16 protein-coding genes and 1 pseudogene are annotated in these 17258 nt (G+C 43.8%); 4 read left to right on the forward strand and 13 right to left on the reverse strand.

What is annotated here, in order from left to right; translation table 11 throughout:
- Positions 1-15: 15 nt before the first annotated feature.
- Together R7070_RS09555 and R7070_RS09560 are read right to left on the reverse strand one after the other, a co-directional pair.
- The gene (locus R7070_RS09555; protein ID WP_054578695.1) at positions 16-489 is read right to left on the reverse strand and encodes an FKBP-type peptidyl-prolyl cis-trans isomerase; all 474 of its coding nucleotides are present in this window, start codon (positions 487-489) and stop codon (positions 16-18) included.
- Between the two features lie 13 nt (positions 490-502).
- On the reverse strand, positions 503-1135 hold the full coding sequence (locus R7070_RS09560) for a thiol:disulfide interchange protein DsbA/DsbL (RefSeq protein ID WP_136976471.1): 633 nt from the start codon (positions 1133-1135) through the stop codon (positions 503-505).
- Between the two features lie 282 nt (positions 1136-1417).
- Here R7070_RS09560 and R7070_RS09565 point away from each other — a divergent pair, with 282 nt between their 5' ends.
- Positions 1418-2044 carry an OmpA family protein gene (locus R7070_RS09565; RefSeq protein ID WP_025768460.1) on the forward strand — a complete coding sequence of 209 codons (627 nt, stop codon included), beginning with the start codon at positions 1418-1420 and terminating at the stop codon, positions 2042-2044.
- 191 nt (positions 2045-2235) lie between these two features.
- Here the strand turns inward: R7070_RS09565 and R7070_RS09570 are convergent, their stop codons facing one another.
- The 4 genes from R7070_RS09570 to R7070_RS09585 all read right to left on the reverse strand — a co-directional run bounded on the left by R7070_RS09570 (position 2236) and on the right by R7070_RS09585 (position 4080).
- On the reverse strand, positions 2236-2595 hold the full coding sequence (locus tag R7070_RS09570) for a glutaredoxin family protein (protein ID WP_053350481.1): 360 nt from the start codon (positions 2593-2595) through the stop codon (positions 2236-2238).
- Between the two features lie 111 nt (positions 2596-2706).
- Positions 2707-3249 (reverse strand): hypothetical protein, encoded by a 543-nt coding sequence (locus R7070_RS09575; protein ID WP_115386728.1) that lies wholly within the window; start codon positions 3247-3249, stop codon positions 2707-2709.
- Positions 3236-3781: a YaeQ family protein gene (locus R7070_RS09580; RefSeq protein ID WP_005375627.1), complete on the reverse strand. Its 546-nt coding sequence runs from the start codon at positions 3779-3781 to the stop codon at positions 3236-3238. The genes R7070_RS09575 and R7070_RS09580 overlap by 14 nt, the downstream gene beginning before the upstream one ends.
- An 89-nt stretch (positions 3782-3870) precedes the next feature.
- Positions 3871-4080 carry a cold-shock protein gene (locus tag R7070_RS09585; RefSeq protein ID WP_005375625.1) on the reverse strand — a complete coding sequence of 70 codons (210 nt, stop codon included), beginning with the start codon at positions 4078-4080 and terminating at the stop codon, positions 3871-3873.
- 364 nt (positions 4081-4444) lie between these two features.
- Between R7070_RS09585 and R7070_RS09590 the strand changes: the two genes are divergently transcribed.
- The 3 genes and pseudogenes from R7070_RS09590 to R7070_RS09600 all read left to right on the forward strand — a co-directional run bounded on the left by R7070_RS09590 (position 4445) and on the right by R7070_RS09600 (position 7611).
- Positions 4445-4681 carry an alternative ribosome-rescue factor A gene (locus R7070_RS09590; protein WP_115386727.1) on the forward strand — a complete coding sequence of 79 codons (237 nt, stop codon included), beginning with the start codon at positions 4445-4447 and terminating at the stop codon, positions 4679-4681.
- Positions 4682-4944: 263 nt separating this feature from the next.
- Positions 4945-6387: pseudogene (locus tag R7070_RS09595) on the forward strand (diguanylate cyclase domain-containing protein).
- A 333-nt stretch (positions 6388-6720) separates the two neighbouring features.
- Positions 6721-7611, forward strand: coding sequence for an RNA polymerase sigma factor RpoD/SigA (locus R7070_RS09600; protein WP_017635872.1), 891 nt, complete (start codon positions 6721-6723; stop codon positions 7609-7611).
- 26 nt (positions 7612-7637) lie between these two features.
- Here the strand turns inward: R7070_RS09600 and R7070_RS09605 are convergent, their stop codons facing one another.
- The 7 genes from R7070_RS09605 to R7070_RS09635 all read right to left on the reverse strand — a co-directional run bounded on the left by R7070_RS09605 (position 7638) and on the right by R7070_RS09635 (position 17190).
- Positions 7638-8012 carry a hypothetical protein gene (locus R7070_RS09605; protein WP_054865870.1) on the reverse strand — a complete coding sequence of 125 codons (375 nt, stop codon included), beginning with the start codon at positions 8010-8012 and terminating at the stop codon, positions 7638-7640.
- A gap of 105 nt (positions 8013-8117) precedes the next feature.
- Positions 8118-10256: an ATP-binding cassette domain-containing protein gene (locus tag R7070_RS09610; RefSeq protein WP_318141193.1), complete on the reverse strand. Its 2139-nt coding sequence runs from the start codon at positions 10254-10256 to the stop codon at positions 8118-8120.
- Positions 10253-11839 carry an ATP-binding cassette domain-containing protein gene (locus R7070_RS09615; RefSeq protein ID WP_256900408.1) on the reverse strand — a complete coding sequence of 529 codons (1587 nt, stop codon included), beginning with the start codon at positions 11837-11839 and terminating at the stop codon, positions 10253-10255. The genes R7070_RS09610 and R7070_RS09615 overlap by 4 nt, the downstream gene beginning before the upstream one ends.
- On the reverse strand, positions 11829-13253 hold the full coding sequence (locus R7070_RS09620) for a TolC family protein (protein WP_042521475.1): 1425 nt from the start codon (positions 13251-13253) through the stop codon (positions 11829-11831). Before R7070_RS09620 ends, R7070_RS09615 begins: the two co-directional genes overlap by 11 nt.
- Positions 13228-15459 (reverse strand): response regulator, encoded by a 2232-nt coding sequence (locus R7070_RS09625; RefSeq protein WP_042521473.1) that lies wholly within the window; start codon positions 15457-15459, stop codon positions 13228-13230. The genes R7070_RS09620 and R7070_RS09625 overlap by 26 nt, the downstream gene beginning before the upstream one ends.
- A 3-nt stretch (positions 15460-15462) precedes the next feature.
- On the reverse strand, positions 15463-16812 hold the full coding sequence (locus tag R7070_RS09630; RefSeq protein ID WP_033906830.1) for an HlyD family type I secretion periplasmic adaptor subunit: 1350 nt from the start codon (positions 16810-16812) through the stop codon (positions 15463-15465).
- A 9-nt stretch (positions 16813-16821) separates the two neighbouring features.
- Positions 16822-17190: a hypothetical protein gene (locus R7070_RS09635; RefSeq protein ID WP_031777210.1), complete on the reverse strand. Its 369-nt coding sequence runs from the start codon at positions 17188-17190 to the stop codon at positions 16822-16824.
- Positions 17191-17258: the final 68 nt, after the last annotated feature.

A 17258-nucleotide genomic window follows, 5' to 3' on the forward strand; every position in this document is an offset into this window, starting at 1 on the left:
CAAAGCTTTCTAGATTTATTGAATTTCTAGCAGTTCAACATCAAAGATCAAAACACTTGCTGGTGGAATTGGGCCAGAGCCACTCTTACCATAGCCAAGCGTGCTTGGTACGAAAAGGCGGATTTTCTCACCTTCTACCATGTATTGTAGACCTTCTTGCCAGCCTTTAATGACTTGGTTAAGACCAAATGAAATAGGCTCACCACGATTAACAGAGCTATCGAATATCGTGCCATCAATCAAGGTGCCGTGGTAGTGTACTTTTACTTTACTTGTTGCAGTTGGGTGAACCTCACCTTCGCCTTTTTCAAGAACCATGTATTGAAGGCCACTTTCTGTTGTGATAACGCCTTCTTTTTTCGCATTTTCTAGTAAGAATGCTTGGCCTTTGGCAAAGTTTTCATCTGCTACTTTATGGTTTGTCCAAGTACGGTAAATGAAAAAGCCCGCCAAAATAAAAATAATAAGAGGAAACAAAAATTTAGACACGTAATCTCCTTGTCTATTTAGGTTGTTTTAGCAAAAAGTTGATGGTTTCTGCCATGGCTTCAACGCTGTCATGACCACCAGTAATCACTTGATATTTTCCGTTTACGATAAAGGCTGGAACGGAGTTAATTTGGCCGCGAGTCGTGATCGCTTCTGCCTTAGTGATGTACTCAAACAGCGTTTTTTGCTGTGCTTCATCTAAATGGTAAGGGCTGATAAGGTTGCGAGACTCAAAGGCTTTCTCAACAGCGATTTGGCGTTCCTCAGCCGTTGCATCGGCACCCATTTGCACAGCAGTAAAAAGATCCGCCATAAACGCTTTATCTGGTGTTGATTCAAGCTGCATTACGGCAGTATAGAAGATGATGGCGCTCACTTGTGCACTTTCATTGAACGTTACATGCATTTTTTCAACGCTTTGATCGGTCAATGATTCAATTTGAGGGACAAACTCTTCCATTGAGCGGCAGTGGCCACAAGTTAAAGAGAATGCTTCAGTCAGGGGAGCTAAATCATACTCTTCAAGGGATACTGGCACAACTTCGTATTGTTTGCCTTGCTGAGGCTGACTCTTGCCGCTATCGCATGCCGACAAAGCCATTACGGCAACAACAACAGCAAAGCCTTTCGATATGGTTTTTAACATAGTAGTGCTCTAAATGAGAAATTTGCGTTAGTTTATCGGTTAACGATAGTGACTAAAACCATTAAATAACAATAAAGTGAGACCATTGGTAACAGACTTTGCCTGACGTATGGGCTGCAAGGGTAGGGTATTTTAGTGTTGCTTTTTATTTGAGAGATGATTTTGCATTGACTCCAGTGGCATGAACGCTGCATAGACAAACCAATCGGTGAACAAAAGCGCTAAAGATTCGGCGTGTTTTGTCGACACAATGAACAAGAGTTTTTCTACGTTGGTAATGGTATGAAGCATTGGTTTTTAATTGTTTGTGGCATTCTGGCCGGGTGCAGCAGCCTCGATCAAGATATGGTCCCAGGTGGGAACATTTTAGATACAGCTCCTAAATCAAACACTGAGCTGAGACACCCAGAGTGGGGATACCCGAGCGCATCCAATGTGGCTTCTTCCCCTCGTTCATATCAAACGGCGAGGGCGTCAGTAAAAAAGTCGCAAAACGTGACCTCTCTGGAAATGTTCCTGAGCAGGCATAACATTCCTCACGAGACGCTCAGTGGTGGTCACCTGATGATACGTTTGAAAGAGCAAGTGCATTTTCAAACGGGTTCTGCACGGTTATCTGCTCAATCTCAAGACTGGATTCGAAACATTGGTCACTATCTGGCTGGAAGAACTGATGTTGATGTCGTGATTGATGGTCATGCGGATAGTACGGGAGCTGAAAGCTTCAACGACACGCTATCTGAAAAGCGAGCTCGTGAAGTAGAAAAACAACTATTGGCGACGAGTATTCCACGTCAACGAGTGTTTTCTAGAGGCTTCGGAGAGTATGTACCGAAGTGCAGCAATGCGACAGCGAGTGGTAAAGCTTGCAATCGGCGCGTAGAGCTAACATTGATCGTGGATGAATAACGCAGACGTTGGGTGGTAATCTTCGTTGTGTTGTTCTTGCATACCCGTTATTTGCTTAGTGGAGTTTAAGTTCGGAGTTGAGCAAGAAGACTGAATAAGGAAAGCTCGCACGGCAACATCTAGCTAGAAAAAATAGAAAAGAGGCACCGTTAGGTGCCTCTTTTACATCCGCCAATGTTCATAGGGGGAACTTAGGCAAATTCTTTTTCAACGTAAGCGACGATGTCAGATGACTCGTATAACCACTGTGTCTCGCCATCTTTTTCGATACGCAGACAAGGGACTTTAACTCGCCCACCACCTTGCTCTAGTTCAGCTCGATGAGTCGGGTTATTTTTTGCATCACGTAGCTCAATGTTCACCGATTGACGCTTCATTGCACGGCGGACCTTTACGCAAAAAGGGCAGGCTTCAAATTGGTAAAGTGCGTATTGTTTCGCTTTTTTATCAATACGTTGCTGTTCTTCTGCGGTGCGCTTAATACCACGAGGTGAGAACACCACGTTCAGCAATAAGATAACCTTGCCTAAAATCCAACGGATAAACTTCATAATGATCCCTTGATGTTCATTGGGTAATTGTCCTTTAAGAATGCAATCATGATGCTTGTTGCACTGACCGTGAAGTCTATCAGTTGTTTGAAATGGATAAAACCATGTATTTTATGAGGAAAATAGACGTTTAAACCAACCCCAAAAGCCACTTGCTGAAGCCGGACGGGCTTCTTTACCTTGATAAAAACTTTGCATGAGTTCGGTTCTGAATGCATCAACGTCCATGCGTTTTATGACAAGCTCATGCTGCAATGTATTTTGAGTCTGCTCGGCATGATCGTGCGCCAAGCTGAAATCCATATTTAAATAGCCTTGCGTGTATAACCAAAGGTGGGTGACTAAGATTAGGTTTTCAGCAGATTGGTTAGTAAACTTATCCGCGTGCTCATTACCCAAGGAGTCAGTCAGAACTTGCTGCATACGCTGGGTAGAGTGAGCATGTTGCTCGTAGTTAGCACTTGCTTCAATATGTGATTTGGTCAAAAGGCCAAGCAGGTGAAGAGTAGGTGCTGTTGTGGGTTTGTTCTCACAAACTTTTGTAAATAGTTGTGACTGTTCTTTTAACCAACGTCGCTTTGCTGCTTTATGTTCTTTAACAAAGGGGATTTCTTCAAATCCCATCTCTTGACTCAGTTCACTAAGAGACGTCATGGTTTTTTAGTTCCTTCACCGTTACTTCGATATGTTGATCATTGATATCAACAAAAATTGAGCTACCAGTAATCATAACAGAAAGGCTAGTACCTCGGTCAAGGTGCTGACAAATCAAGTCGATAGCGTCATAGTCAAAGCTCTCTACGTTGACGGGAAGCATTGAGAACTTTCCTGACATTTTGTCCCACCAGACAGCCGCTTTGGTGTTATAAGTGTAAACTTTTACATGCTTTGCGAGGCGAGAAGCTTTCTTAATTCTGTCTGGTTCTGGTTCGCCAATTTCAATCCAGTGAGTAATGCTTTGATCATCGCCAACATGCCATAAATCAGGCTCTTCAATCGTAGAGAGTCCTTTTGTAAACTCCAGATTGCTTTGAGCATTTAAACAGTAAGCTAGAATGCGAGCCAACATTCGTTGCGGCTTTTCAGAAGGGTGGAGGGCGATAGTTAGATTTTTAGAATCGTAATAGTCATTATTCATATCGGAAATGGCGATACGAAATTTGTAAATGGTTGGTTTAAGAGCCATAGATTTATATCTTTTTGTTGGCAAAATAAGTTTTAGGCAAAAAAATAGCCAGCTTTAAAAGCTGGCTATCGTATCAAATTCTTTAAGAATTAAAGTACTTTGATTTGCTCTGCTTGAGGGCCTTTTTGACCTTGAGAGATAACAAATTCTACTTTCTGGCCTTCAACTAGAGTACGGAAGCCGTCACCAGTGATTGCAGAGAAGTGAGCAAATACGTCAGGACCGTTTTCTTGTTGAATGAAACCGAAGCCTTTAGTTTCGTTGAACCACTTAACTGTGCCAGTAGCTGTGTTAGACATGTCTATTTCCTAAATATCTAAATAATGTAATCTTTCGCCTCAACGGCGCTTATAGCGTGGAAAAATAAATTGCTATTGCGTACCACAGGACGACGGGTTACAAGTAATCCAACGAAATGTGAAAACAAAGAACTTTCTTTCTAGCCGTGTTTGAGTCTAGGTTAATTCCACGAAGAGTCAACATATATTAGTGCTTTATGGACAAATATTTGTATTTAGTCACTATTTAACCAGCATGTTTTTGATTAAATTTCAAATAAATGACGGTGATGTGAAGTTTTTAGCATAAAATTCAACTAAATCTATAAATTTGACTTATTTATATAATTATTGTCCAATCTGGTTCGACCATTAAGGAGGATTTATGGCAAAGCGTAAAATCAGTCCTCAACCGAGTGGCTCACAACATGAGACCGACTTCGGCAGAGGTGAAATCAAAGACAACGCGTTAAAAGCGGTTGTTACCAGTCAGCTGTTCCAAACACGAGTCGTTAAAGCGAAAAAAGGTAAAGGTAGCTTCAGCCGTAAGATGAAGCATAGAGGCAAAGAGTCCTATTCAAAGTTCTCCCCAAGGTGGATTTTGAATAGGGCTTTTTTATAGGTACTAGGTGTTTGCAAAACTGATGATATTCAATTTTTTAGTACCAGATAAGTTTTCCTAATTTATCATGTACTGCTTCAACTGCTTCAACTGCTTCAACTGCTTCAGCGAACTAGGCGTTGAAAGTACCAATTAAGTACTAAAACTTACTAAGTTAGATTCATATCAATAAGCGTCACTTCCTGTCTTATGCAACTCTACTATATCTTTAGTCTAATCAAACAGCCGAGATTATGGTTTAAAAAGACTGGTGAGAAGTAGGTATGTCATCGACGAGTTATGGTACTTATGGTTGCAAATGTAAAAAAGCGTGTGCTTCTTTATTACTACTGTGGCTGTTCATTTGTCCGATGGCGCATGCACACAAGTCAGAGTCTCATTCTTTAATTGTTGCTAACTCCAAAGCGTGGAAGCCGTTCTCTTACCTTAGCCCAGATGGTGAACCTAAAGGTATTTTAATCGACTTTTGGAAAGAGTACGCGGCGAACAACCAAATCGACGTTTAGTTTCTCCTTTTGGATTGGGATGCTTCTTTACAAGCCGTAAAAGAGGGTAAGGCTGACTTTCACGGAGGACTTGTCTACTCGCCCGAAAGAGCGAAGTATATGGACTTTGGCGCAGTCATAATGCCTATCCAAACCAAACTGTACGTAAATAAAGATGTACTTTCGGTTGATATCAGGAGTGTTTTAACTGGCGAAATGACGCTGCCAATTGGCGTTGTTAAAGGAAGTTACGAGTCTGAGTTTGTTCAGACGAATTATCCGAATGCACCTATCGCAGAATACATTAACAATGATTCGATGATACAAGCCGCCGTCGATAAAAAGGTGCTGTACTTTGTTGCAGACCTGCAAGTTGCTAACTTTTATATGGCAACCACGCCGGGAGCGGGTATGTTTGTCCCGACAATTAGCTTATATAGTAAAGATCTTCGGATTGCAGCAGGAATGCACAGTGCAACTTCCATTTTAGAGGTATCAAGAGCGTTTGAAAAAGTCATCGATACGGATCGTGAGCGGATCCTCACCCGTTGGAGTGTGGTGAAAACGGTTTATCCACTTTATCTTTTCCCTATTGCTATTTTCATTATGGCGGTTGCAACGCTTTATCATATTTTTGCCCTCAAACGTATGGTTGCTCTTCGGACAAGGCAGTTAACGATTGCCAATCAGCAATTGCTAGAGATGACGTTGACGGATTCTCTCACAAAGCTATACAACCGTAGACACCTGATTGAGCAATTGGCGCTACTGAATCATTTGAAGCGAAACTTAACGGTGATGGTGTTTGATATTGATGATTTTAAATCAATCAATGATCGATATGGCCACCTTGCTGGAGACCGAGCAATAGTTGCCATCGCAGAAGCCGCTAAGTCGATGACTGATGACCGAATGACATTGGCGAGAATTGGAGGAGAAGAGTTCGCACTCGTTACGTCGTCTCTGTCAGAGCGAGAAGCACTCAATTTTGCCAATATGCTTTGTAAAGCCGTTTACGATCAGCCTGTTATACTGGGCGGACAAGCAATTCATTTGAGTATCAGTTTGGGCTGTGCTTACTATCCTGAGTTTACCCACATCGTGAGCTTGCAAGATGCTGACGAGTTGATGTATCAAGGTAAGTCTGAAGGAAAGAATCGTGCAGTTTTCCAAGTTATAACAGACTGTCAGCTTCAACCTGCGCTTCGTCAAGTGAATTAGATCTCGCTAATTCAACTGATACTTCAAACCATCCTCAAGCCTCAAAGTTTTAGTCAGAGTAAGGTGGTAAGCGTTGACGATCACGTTGCGTTGTTTTCTTTGAGGCCAATTTGCGTACAAATACTATCACTTTCATATATATAAACCCCCGCTTGCTCACGTTTTTATCATAGAAGCAGTAATTGTTTTAAAGTGATAAGTGATTTCTTGGTAAAGATCAGAACCCCTGTCTACACTCAGTGTAAAGTAATGCATATAAAGCATGATGCATACAGTGTTGTACAAAAACAATTAAAGAAGATAAGAAATAAGTTGGCTTGAGAAGGACGGGGAATGAACAACGAATGCTTTGCTAGGTTCCGAGCTGTCACGGATGAACTGTCAATGAAAGAATCGTTGTCAGTTGGGAAAGACCCTTATGCTCACTATCTCAAAGATATTGTGGGCATTGATTTGTTGTCTCGTGAAGAGGAGTTGCATTACGCCAAACTTAATCGAGCTGGTGATGAAGAAGCGCGCGAAATGTTGATTGAGTCTAATCTTCGACTTGTTGTGAAAATCGCAAAAGGCTACCTCAAACGGCCAGGCAATAACTTTACTCTGCTCGATTTAATAGAAGAAGGTAATATTGGTTTGATAAAAGCGGTCGATAAGTTCGATCCTGAGCCAGGCTACCGTTTTTCTACTTATGCGGTATGGTGGATTCGCGAGAATATAGAAGCGGCATTAATGAACAATGGCCGCACGGTACGTTTACCTGCTCATGTGTGCAAAGAGATAAATAGCCTGGCTTTAAAAAAGCTCGATGCGTCAAAAAGTGAGAGCAAGGAGTTGTCTATTTCTGAACTCTCACGCTGCTCAGGGGTGAAAGCAGAGCGCATAGATGAACTTGTTGCTCTTAGTGGTTTTATTGATGTATCTACCACTGCGGACCTACATCGTGTTCCATTTGTTCTTGAACTGTGTGAAAGTGAGTATACGCCAGATCCACAACAAGACTGTGAAAATCAGTGCTTTACTCAAGCTATTGAAAATATTATTAAAACCTTGCCAACTAAGTTGCAGAAAGTCTTAATCCATCGATTCGGATTATTTGACCAGAGAGTGAAAACCTTGTCGGAAATAGGCCTGTTGTTAAACGTGTCTAACGAGCGTGTTCGTCAGATGCAGATAGAGGCGGTTGAACGCGTGCAGAAACGTCTCCGATTCGATGGTTGGGTTTAAGGTTTTTGGCCCCTTTTCCTAGCCGATTAATTTACTGGCTTGCTACTCTGTTCTTCCGTAAGTAACAGCAGCTCAAGCTGTGCTTTAGCTGCTGACTCCAATCTCCATACACTCAATAATCGGTTAAGTGCTGCGCGATAAGCACGACTTTTGAGTAAAAAAGCGAGCGTACTTGTGTAGTTGTTTACGACTTGCGCTTGTGTCTCGACTAATGCGGTTTTGTTTTCGATGTCGATGTGTTGAAGGTTAAAGTCAGGAAGAAACGCACACTCATACCATACCTCTACAATTTCACGAATTTCGAGTTCTTCTTCAGGCACGTCGAAGTCTTGTAACTGGTAGTTTTCTGGTATCGTTGATAAATAAACCACATCCAATTTGTCTGCAACAAATGTATACATCGGATTCCTTAGTGTACGCGCTTACAGAGTAAATAGTCTCATCGTTTACATTTTTGTCAATGACCGTGCTCAAGTATGAATGATGAACCACACCACATTCCGAACTTAACTTAGACTTTTTAAGTACTTATCGGTTAACCCGAAATACTTCAGGTTGCCATCTGGCTCCAAGACTAAGCTCATATTGGATGTAGAGATCATGCCCGGATCATTCGTTGAGAAAATAACGGTCTTATTGAGTAGTTTGTCGCTAAATAACCGCTTGAAGTAGTGGGAGTTTTCTTGCTCTGCACCATTAAATGGCTCGTCAATGATAATCAAAGATTGTTCGCAGCCACCTAGCCCTAATGCGAGCCGCAGTCTTTGTTGAATACCATTTGGTAAACTTTTACAGATATCAACGCTCAATTGAGTGTCCAGGCCTTGTGGCAACCATGTATCGAGCTCAAAGAAACTCACCATTTCACGCATTTTTTCTGTTGGGATTAACCCATTATGCAAGATGAAGTTAGTTTCCAAGGAGCCTTCAAAAATATGCAGGTTAAACGGGATGTAGTTAATCGAGGTTCGATAGCGGTAACTGTTGAACTGTTTGATGTTATAACCGTCCACCGAAACTGAGCCTTGATAGCGTTCCTCTAGCCCAGCGATAATAGAGATGAGCGTCGTTTTACCGCAACCTGTTGGTCCACAAATCACGACTTTTGCGCCCGGTGGAATTTTAAAACCAAGATTAGTTAAGCCTGTTGCCGCACCACTATAACGATGGCTCACACCAGAGCCGACGATACTACCTTGAAAGAGGCGAATAGGGGGGCTTTTCTCTAACGTTAGCTTATCGTCATTCATCGCCATAAGGTTGTTGATTTGCGCAGAAGACGCCTTAATGGATTGGAACTTAGAAATAGAGTTGTAGATGCCCATAATAGGCCCCAACGCCTTCCAGACTAAAATTACAGTAGCAAGCATTGCACCTGCATCGGAGGTGCCGTCCATCACGCCGATAACGGCCGCGACGATACTTGCGGTACCAATAACCTGAATCAAACTCCCGCCTGCTGCCTGAACCCTGCTATTAGTCACTGAAACATGTTCTGCATCGTTTGTGCTTTGTAAATGTGATGCGCTAAAGCGGGACTGGATAACACGCAACAATGGCAAGCCTTGGATGGTTTTTATACCACGAAGAATCTTATTCCATTGGTAAGAAACCATGGCGTTGGCGCGAGAGCTCTTGGACGTGGCTTGCGAGTAGATGTAACGAGAATAAACACAGAACACCAACATTAGAATCAACCCCGCCATAACGACTAGCGCTGCGGTACCAGACATAAGAGCAATGGCAATAATGAATACGATAACAAACGGCATGTCGAAGTAGCTTAATGTTGACTCTGCGGTTACCAAACGGCGGAAAGTGTCGATGTCTTTCAAACGTGCTAACTGAGAAGAGACACCAGCGGTAGATGTCATCGAATAAGGAAGCCACAACAGTTTGGATATTACGTTTTGAGAAATATGCACCGCCAAATCCTTCCCTGATGTGGCGATGATGTTGACCCGCATTTTCTTGAAAAAGTATTCCGAAAACCCAACAATCACGGCAAACAACGTGAGCCAATAGAGCGTGGCTTGCGAGCTAGACGTCAAGGCGAAGTTGTACACACTCATAATAAAAAAGGGCTGGAGTGCGCCGAGAATACTGACCACGAAGCTGAGGATAATCAGGCTCTTGAGTTCATTGTTGTAGCGATAAAACGCGTATTTAATCCAGTTACTGCGGTCTTGAGATTCAGGTGGCGGCTCTCGGAACAAGCGCGAGTATTCGCTGATCGAGACCAACAAACATGGCTTCTTGCAGAGCGGGTATTCAATGGTGTTGTTATTGGTGTAATCAAACAGGATCAGTTTGCCGTCTTTGGTGCCCAAGAAAATCGCAGTGAGGTTTTCGATCTCGATAAAACAAGGATGAGGGTGCCCCTCGATGTGTTCCAACGTTTTTAATTTGGTGACGTCACAACGGTAACCAAGGCGTTCAATCGTGGCAACAAAACTGTCGCTGTCTTTTGGTTTAGGGATAAAAGCGTCACTGAGGATAGAAGGTGTGCCTTCCCATTCAAGCGCAATGAGGGTGTAAGCTAAACCACGAATCAAAGGTGACTGATTGTATCGCTCGTCATAACTGCGAGCCTCAAAGTCCAACAAGCGCTGAGGGACATTATTAAAATCAACCAAAATACTCATTGGTCACCTCCGGTAAGTTTGACGCGTTTGAGGCGATGATTGAGCTTGTCCATCTTATTGCTGACGATGATGAGTATTTTGTCGTTGGCGCGATAGGCAGTACTGGTCAAAACCAATCGAGCAAAGTCGTCATCATAAACACAGTCGATGTCGTCGAAGATCAACACACGTTTGTTCGCGAGTAAGGCACGCACCAACAACAGGGCATAAGCGACTTGGCGAGAGAATGGGTTGCGTAAATGTCCTTTAAGCTCGGTGTAAAAACCAGCGGGAAGGGCATCGATTTGTGCTTTGATGTTCATGGTTTCGCAAAGCGCAAATGCCGTGTTATTTAAGCTTGGGCGGAAACAAGTCAAGTTGTCGATGATGGTGCCTTCGACGAACGAACTGGTTTTGTCGACCATGAGCACGCTATTACGCCAGACGTTGTAGTTGACGTCATCGAGTGGTGTCTCGTTGATCTTAATGTCCAGTTTGTTGTCGGTGTTTTGCCGCGTAATGCAATTGGCAAGATGGGTTTTGCCTGCGCCGCTTTTCCCCGTCAGCAAGTAAGCCTGACCACGTTCAAACTCGATGCGTTGCTTTTCCGAATACTTCACCGAGATGCGCTCGACTTCTGTCGTATCATTTTGTTGTTCTACAGATGCCGCAAGCTCAAGCAGCTCGGCGATACGTTGAATATGAAGCTTGTTCAACTCCCATCGACTCACCGTGCGCATTACTTGCTGGTATGGCGCGAAGTAGCGGTTGGTAAGCATGATGATGGCAGCCATGATGCCTTGGCTAGATTGCATGTTGATAACTGCCGTTGCCAAAACTACCACCACACAAGCAATGGAGAGCTGTTGTATGAGCGACAAGATAAGGCTGAAGTTCGATTCAATTTGCTCGTATTTGATGTTCTCGACTTCACGCTCTTCCACCATTTGTGTCATCAAGCTCTCAACGCGATATTCCATATTGCGCGCTTTGATATCGAGTGGGCTAGAGATGATCTCGATGATTTTAGAAGTAGTTAAGCCTTCGATGCCGGATTTGTTTTCTAAGCTGTTGATTTTCTGCTTGGAAAGACTGAGTGCGAACACCGCCAAAATGATGGAGGCGAGCAAGATGGTCACTCCCGCCCAAATGTTGATCACACCGATAATCAGAATGGTCAGTATGCTGACGGCAAGGTTGATCAATGCCCGTACAGATTCTCCGCCAAAGAAGGATTTAATCTCTGGAATGGTCGCAATACGCTCTAGGTATTCACCGGGTTCTAGACGACGAAACTTCGATATCTCAGCCAAACAGATTGATTGAAACACCTTGTTGGTTAAGTTGGTTTCGAATTGCTTCATGATCACCGACGAAATCTTCTCTTCCTGATTCTTTAAGTGATAGTCGAGGAAGATGGTGATCAAGATAATGGCAAACAGAAGAAACAGCGTGTCTTTGGCTTGGTTAGGTAAAACACGGTCAAAGATAATCAGAATCGAAAAGGGCAGTACTAAACCAAACAGCGTCGAGATGACCGTTGAGAAAGTCAGGTAACATTTGTCAGCAAAGTTAATCTTTTGGGAAAAATACTCAGTTTGCATTGCGACCTCCTTTCTTAATCGATGGTTTGGAGAGAAGGTGTTTTGGAACTAAGTCTTGATTGCTTCTGCCTTCGATATCGCTCATTAATTGCATGATGCTTTCGATGGATTGCACCGACAGCATGCCTTTGATTTGCTCAAGATTGATCGATTCAATGATGTAGTCATAACGCGCGCTCTCGTAATCACGTAGCGCGCTAAACAGTTTACTTTCCGCGGCCAGTAAGTCGGTAATGGTTCGCGTGCCAAGTTGGTAGGCGCGTTGAATGCCTTTGTAGGAAGCGTAGTTGGCACGGATGATGTTCTCGTAACTGCTAATAGCGCGGGAGAAGTCATTAATGTTGAGTACCGAGGTGTTAACGCTATTGCGTGTCGCGAACAATGAATCTTGGTACAGCAGCTCGGTTCGCTCGATGGCAGTCGACGATTTTTGATAACCGTAGTAATCCGAACCGCCGGAGAAAATTGGCACATTCAAGTTCAACCCGACGCTGGTCGAGTTACTGTCCCCTGTTGCGGTTGGGTCGGTTCGGTCATAGTTGTTCGCATCGTCGTAACGGTAACTGGCAGAGAGCGATACGGTCGGCACAAAGTTTGAACCGCTTTCTTTCAAGCCTCTTCGGCTGCGCTCGACGGTTTTCTTCGCAACCAATAAGTCGTTATTGAGCTTCAAAGCTTGTTCAAGAATCTCACGTTGTTCGGATTCGCTGATTTCCGCCAAGGGCACGCTTTCGTAGATGTCCTGTGATGGGGTGACTGGGTATTGAACTTGAATCTCTAAACCGTTCAAAATTACGCGCCGGTCTTTCTCTAAGGTTCTTAAGCGATTGGCAATGCCTTCTTTCTGGGCAATTACCTCATACAACTCGCTCGCCGCAGTGTTGCCAAGTTCCACGTTGCGACGCATTTGGCGCTCACGTGTTTCAGACGATTTAAGTTCTACTTGGGTGGCTTTGATTTGCGCGTTGTTTTTGAGGTATTCGAAATATTGCGTCGCGATTTCAGAAATGGTGCTCTGGATTTTGTTCTCGTGTTTGATTTCTTCAATGTTGAAATCAAGCTTCGCGGTGCCGTATTTAAAGATGTCACCAAGGTTAAACACCGATTGGGATAAAGACACACTGTAGCTGTTCGAGTTGTAGCTAGAACGTGTATCCGGTGTTCCCGTTAATATGGTTTCGTTTTCATTCCATGTGGTATCAGCAGCACCGTTTAAAGAGGGTAGAAACTTAGAACGGCTAATGTCGATGTTGTATTCGTTTTCTTCCACGCCTTTGTCACTAGCGCGCAGAGATAAATTGTTTTCCAAGCCGAGTTTGACCGCCTCAAGCAAGGTGGTCGCCATTGCCGAAGGAGCGTTGCTCAATGTAAGCGCTGCCAATACACAGCTAGTTAAGTTTCTGTACCGCCACATACTTGTTGATCACCTTGATGATTTCGTCGTTTTTATAAGGTTTGCTGATCACGTAATCCATTCCAGCTTCGATACAAGCTTGGTGTTCATTACTGCTGGTCAATGCTGTCGCACCTATAATGGTGCAAGGGTTCTGTCCGCTCTCTTGTTCGTATTGTCGAATGCGTTTGGTCGCTTCAATGCCGCCCATGCCCGGCATGATGCAGTCCATAAAAATGATGTCTGAGCGCTGATTCATGAAATGCTGAACGGCGTCTGCGCCATCGCCAACGGTGTCGGCTTCGTATTCTTGCTTGCTCAAAATACGTTTGAGTAGAATCTGTTGAACACGGTCATCCTCCACAATCAGGAATGAGCTGTTCTCCATCTGTTCTTCAGAGGCTTCCGCTTCCATGATTGCTAATAGGTTAGGGATGAACTCATACGGAATCGCGGGGGAGTTCAGAATCTTGTCGACAAAGGTATGACTCTCTTGTGCTTGCTGAGTGCTAGTGACTGAAAGCAACAACTTCGTGTTCGGGTGATTGCGCAGTTGCGATTTCACCGTTTTGCTCAGTGAGGGCAGCTTGTTTGGCTCGAACGTGTCGGTCAGCATGATGGCATCGTATTCGCCAAAGGTTTTTGCCGCAGAGAAGAGTTCGTTCGGCGTTCGAATTGGCGTAATCTCTAAGCCCAAGTTGACTAACATTTTGCTCATCACATCAATGCGCAGCTGAGAGTTGGCACACAGTAATAGGCGCTTATTGTCGAAGCGAGTTTTCTCGGTGTGGAAGCTTTTGGCTTTCAAATCGAGCTGAATTTGAAAACGTTCCTGATTGCCCGATTGATACCAATGGCTCTCGTAATAGCCATAATCTTTCAACACGCTTTTCGCCAAATCGTCTTTGGTTGCAGTGTGCTGTTTATGGTCGCTCCAGTGTAGGGTATTGAGCTTGGCAAGCGGCACATCCAGCGTGGTTAAGAAGTTTAGATTGATGGTCAGGCGGGTATTTTCAATGTCTGACGCCGCACCTGATTCAATGGTGACAAACAGTTTCTTGTCGGCTTTGAGTTGGATGGCATTTGATAGCTGTAGGAACAACACCCAGAATAAGCTGGTGGATTGTCCTTCAACACGGTTTGGTAAGTTATCTGAGATAAAGCAGTCTAGCTCACCTTCATTTCGCTGCACTTTTGAACTGATGTGAATCATCAATTCAGACAGTACATTCAGCAGTGAAAACTCTTTCGATTTGCTCTCGGTCCCTTGTGAAATGAGTCGGTTGTAGTTCTCTGCCAATTCAGACAGGGTATTGGCAGCCGAGGTTATATCTTGCGCCATCAACACGCCGCTCTCATCGGTCTCTTGAACGAGATATTGCACGCCGCCGTTAATGGTGTTGGTGATGCCACGAATCTCGTAACCAATCAGAGCATAGAGCTGCTTGTAGAGATCGTTATTGCGTTTTTGTTCTTCGAGTTTGCTGAAAATCAGTTTTAGGTGAGAGTAGATCTGACGCTGCTTCGGATTGATGCTCACTTCATTCAGCAACTCTTCCAACCTTTGTAAATCCAGTTGTTTGAGCTCTTGATAAAGCTCATCGAATTCTTGGTCAATGTCACGCTCATTCGAGCTGGATTTTTTCAGCTTAAGGATTGCCACCAAGTTCGATAGCACTGCGATACCAACCAGTACGACAACGACCACAAACAACCAAATGAAGAACTCGTTTTTCTCCATCATTAGGTCGCTCGCATGGTTGTTAAATATGGTCCGGTAGTTGTCGTCCATTTGTAGGTAGTTATTGGTGAGCGAGAGGTACAGTGCCAACACATCGTCGCGTGTTTTTTGGCTGTCTGAGAAGCGATTGATTGCCAGTTCAAGCTGCGTGTATTCGGTCGCGCCCACCAAGCTAAACTCGGTTTTGTTGAGTGACGCGAGCGACTTAAATTGGTCAATTTCGTCTTTCAGAACCTCAAAATCAAGCTCTGTTGTACTGCAATAACGTGCGCTTAAACAGCGTTGAAGCGTTTGAATATCAAACTCGATAGTTTGGTTGAGCTGTTGAGCTTGAACCAAAAGAGGCGCGTTTTGCACTTTCTCGACTGAATCCACTTTTTCCCAAGAGATATACAAATAAAAGGCGAGGGCAGCCAGCATCAAGCTGAAAGCAATGCTTAGGCGCATAACAGGAACGGAAATATTGTAAGAAGGCTTGCTACTCATCCATCACCTCTCATCGAATGCGTCTTCGATAGCCGACATAACCGGCTTCGCTGCGTATTCGATAACCCGGCGTGAACCTGTTTTCACGTCTGCGGTAAACTCCATATAAGGGGACAGCTTGTATTGTGTGCCTCCGCGCTCTAGATAGTTTTGACTGATTTGGATTTCCGCGAGGTAGAATTCAGCGTCTTCTTCTTCATAAGAAGAACGGCTGATCGATGCAATTCGACCTTCCAAAAATCCGTATTTGGCAAAGTTGTAGGTATCCATCTTCACTTTGACCGCTTGTCCGATTTCTACAAAACCCATGTCTTTACGCGGGATCTTCGCCTCTCCATGAAGGGCGTTATTGATCGGTGCAATGTCCGCGATGCTTTCACCTGGCGGTATCACAGCGGAGCGGAAGTTGAAGTGCACTTTATCTACTACACCGTCAATAGGGGCGTAAACCACGAGGCGATCCACTTTATCTGAGTGTTGAGGACGTAATATACGTTTCAACTTTAAGTCCTTGTTTGCTTGAATGATTTGTGCTTGATACTCGGCATTACGATTCTCCACCAAGTCTCGGTACTGCTTCTCTAGTTTGTCGAGTTGGAAGCGCTCATTCATGACCGACTCATCGAGATTTTCAATCTCACGCACCATGTTTGACTCTTGAACCTGCATATTCAGAACATCGACATAAGATGCCATTTCTTCTTTGTACAAGGTGTTCTTGATATTGAGCTGCTTGCGAATCAAAGAAAGTTGATTCTCGGAGCTTTTACGGCGCTTGAGCATTGAATCAATAAGCGAATTCTTATGTTGGATATCGTGAGTGATCAACTCTTCATTGGAACGGTTTTTAGAAAATTCTTGCTGCCAGGTATTCATGTTGACTTGCACTAATTCTGGGTACTTTTCGATGTAGGCAGAAAAATCGGGTTCCACCATATCGCGCAGGCTTTCGTAACGAATCTTGTCTAGCTCAAGCTGAATGATCTCTGTGTTTACCGTATCAAGTTGAGTGTTTCTATCCAGAGAGCGAAGGCGTGCAATAGGCTGACCTTCATAAACCACTTCGCCTTTGCGCACTAGCATTTCTTCTAGAATACCGCCTTCAAGGTGTTGCACTTTTTCGATGTCAGATTCGAGCAATAGCTCACCGCGCACCGACACCACAATGTCGATACGAGCCTGAGATGCCACGGCGATAGCCACCATGGAAAGCAAAAAGATAACCAGCAAGGTTTTGTGTACGCTGGTCATTGCACTGGCTAGCACGATTGTATCGTCTGCTGTTACCTTCGAAGCTTCGTTGTTCGAAACAAGCGCCTTTTTGAGATGATGTTCTATTTGCTTATTACTCATGAGCCACCCCTATGATTCACTACCTGTGCGGCTATCGATTGAATTTTCGATTTTTAACAGCTGGCTAATTTGTTTGTTTACGTTGTTAAGCTCGGTTTTAACGTCCTCAATCAATTCATTAGGAGCAGGGAAATGGTGTTTATTTAAGTGTTCAAGTTTTGCCAATTTTGGTGGTAAGTCGTCATCACATAACAAGACGAGAATGGTCTTTAGTCTTTTTGAATAACATCTGAGTGCTTCAAAACGGTTTTGTTTATGCAGCATCTCAATATCAATCCCTGCGTCACTGAAATCTTGGTAAAAATCGCCTAATAGCAATTGCAGCCCTTTATGGCTGTTGTCGACTGAGCGCAACAGATTTGTCATATTTATCATTATCCCACCGCACTAATTGCTTTAATGACAACAAGTAAGGATCTTTATACTGGGTTTTCAAATTTTTTTGT

The sequence above is a fragment of the Vibrio sp. 1557 genome, assembly GCF_033340175.1.
Lineage (GTDB): Bacteria > Pseudomonadota > Gammaproteobacteria > Enterobacterales > Vibrionaceae > Vibrio > Vibrio alginolyticus.